The sequence below is a fragment of the Pseudoalteromonas sp. BSi20429 genome (genome assembly GCF_000238895.1).
In the GTDB taxonomy this organism is placed as follows: Bacteria; Pseudomonadota; Gammaproteobacteria; order Enterobacterales; family Alteromonadaceae; genus Pseudoalteromonas; species Pseudoalteromonas arctica.
The window spans coordinates 1-2,493 of record NZ_BADV01000085.1 but is presented as its reverse complement, the minus strand read 5'-3'; the positions used below and the strand labels follow the sequence as shown (position 1 = coordinate 2,493).

The 2,493-nt window shown below is 50.1% G+C and carries 1 protein-coding gene; it reads right to left on the bottom strand.

What is annotated here, in order from left to right; translation table 11 throughout:
• Positions 1 to 2,493, bottom strand: a 2,493-nt coding sequence (locus P20429_RS19865; RefSeq protein ID WP_050548743.1) for an Ig-like domain-containing protein, incomplete at both ends; no start/stop codon positions are given.

Here is a 2,493-nt window from a genome sequence, read left to right as displayed (position 1 = left end):
GCGATCACTGAGCCTAAGTTCAGTAATGAGATATCAATACCAGTCAGTGACCAGTTACCATTGGCGTCAGTGGTTGTGGTGTAACTTACGCCCACACCGCCGCCAACAAGTTGCTCAGTAATAGTAATTTCACTGCCAGCCGGTAAATCAGAGGTGCCGTTTAATAACACTAATGAACCTAATAAGAAGGTAGGTGTAAACGCTAAATCTGGCGGTGTTATATCGACTTCGCCACTGTCTGTACCTGTGCCTGTGTTGCCTGCAGCATCGGTGATGCTGGCGCTGACGCTGTAATTCCCTTCGGCTAATGTGCCTGTTGGTGTCGCACTCCAGTTACCATTGGCATCGGTTTGTACATCAATAGTTTGCACTGCATTCGCTGCATCTGTAAACGTCACCGTGATGGTGCTGTTAGGTGCATCACTGGTGCCTGTCACTGTCGGCGTGCTGTCGTTGGTTAGTAACGGCGCATCTACACTCACACTTGGTGCTGTGGTATCAATGGTGCCGTTGCCGGTAATATCGGTGCTGTTTCCTGCCACATCGCTGATGTTGGCGGTGATCGTGTACGGCCCTTCTGCCAAGGCAGTCGGTACTTCTATAGAGAAGTTGCCATCGGCATCCACAGTGGTCGTAAAGGTTTGTGTATTGCCTTGATCGTCCACCACGGTGAAGTTAATAACGGTGCCTTCAACCGCATCGCTTGTGCCGCTAAGTGTCGGGGTGATGTCGCTACTTGAGCCTGGACTGGTAAGTACAAGTGTCGGTGCAATGGTATCTATTTCACCAGTGCCTGTGGCAGTGGCTTCGTTGCCTGCGGCATCGCTCACACTGGCGCTCACTGTAAAGGTGCCTTCAGCCAGTACTTGCGTGGCTGCTACGCTCCATGTGCCATTAACCCCTAATGTGGTCGTTACGGTATGAGTAATATTATTACTGTCGGTGATTTCAACGCTCACGGTGCTACCTTGTGGCGCATTCGCTGTGCCAGTGATCGTAGGTGTTGTGTCATCAGTCACGGTTACATCATTTACGGCAATATTAGGAATGGTCGTATCCACTACACCATTTTCTGTTGCTGTACTTGTATTGCCGCTTCCATCTGTAACACTCGCTTCAACTTCATAACTGCCTTCAGCTAAGTCAACAGGGGCTTCAACACTCCAGATACCGTCTGTAACGGTTGTTTGTACCGTGTTTGTTATGTCATTACTGTCCGTGATACTGACGGTGATAATAGTGCCATTTGCTGCACTGCTGGTACCGCTCACATTCGGTGTTGTATCATTTGTGTCCATTAATGCATCGATATTAATACTCGGTGCGTTGGTATCTAATGTTGCGCCTTCACTTAACATGGTGGTGTTGCCTGCACTGTCGCTGACGCTTGCTTCGATAGTGAGTGGACCATCAGTTAACGCGTTCGGTACATCCGCTGACCAGCTGCCATCGGCTTGCACTGTTGCAGTGAACGTTTCTGTATTATCTGCATCCGTGACGTTAATCGTTATAACCGTGCCTACTGGCGCGTTCGATGTCCCGCTAATTGTTGGCGTGCTGTTATTCGTGGCACCTACTGTGTCTAACGTCAATGTCGGCGCTAAGCTATCTAGGTTGCCTGATTGAACTGCGCCACCTGTGTTGCCTGCATCATCGGTGATACTGGCTTGTACGGTGTAGCTGCCATCTGGTAATTCAGGGCTGGTTGCTTGCCAATCGCCGTTTGCATCGACTGTGGCTGTAATTGGGTGTTCATCACCGTTGCTGTCAGTAATAATAATGTTGATAACCGTGCCTTCAGGCTCTGTTGAGGTACCACTAATCACTGGAGTGCTGTCGTTACCCAAACCCAGTGCATCAACGGTGACTATTGGCGTAATGGTGTCTACGTTACCACTGCTGTTTGCGGTACTCTCGTTGCCTGCGGCATCGGTAATGCTGGCAACAACGCTAAAGTCACCTTGTGCAAGGGCTGTCGATACTTCGATTGCCCAGTGACCATCGCTGCCTACAACGGTGCTAAGGGTTTGATTGATGCCTGCGCTGTCGGTGATGGTGAGTGTAACAGTGCCACCAATTTCATTACTGGTGCCCTGCAGCTCAGGTGTTAAATCACTAACATCGCCTACGTTTTGAATGGTGAGCGTTGGCGCTTGCGTGTCGATGGTACTGGTATCACTCACGGTGGTTTCATTGCCGACACTGTCGCGTACACTCACTTCAATGGTGCTTTGACCTTCACTTAATGGTGTGGTTGGAGTGGCACTCCAATTACCATCCGCATCAACAAGGGCGGTGATGGTTTGTGGGTTGCCATCGCTGTCAGTCACCACAATAGTGACTTGCGCACCCTCACCTGCATCGCTTGTGCCGCTTATGATTGGCGTGTTGCTGTCGCTTTGTGCTGCAACATCAACAGTGAGTGTCGGTGGCGTATTATCAAAGTCGTCTGAGCTAATTGTACGGGTATTACCTGCTGCATCGGTCGCTGTT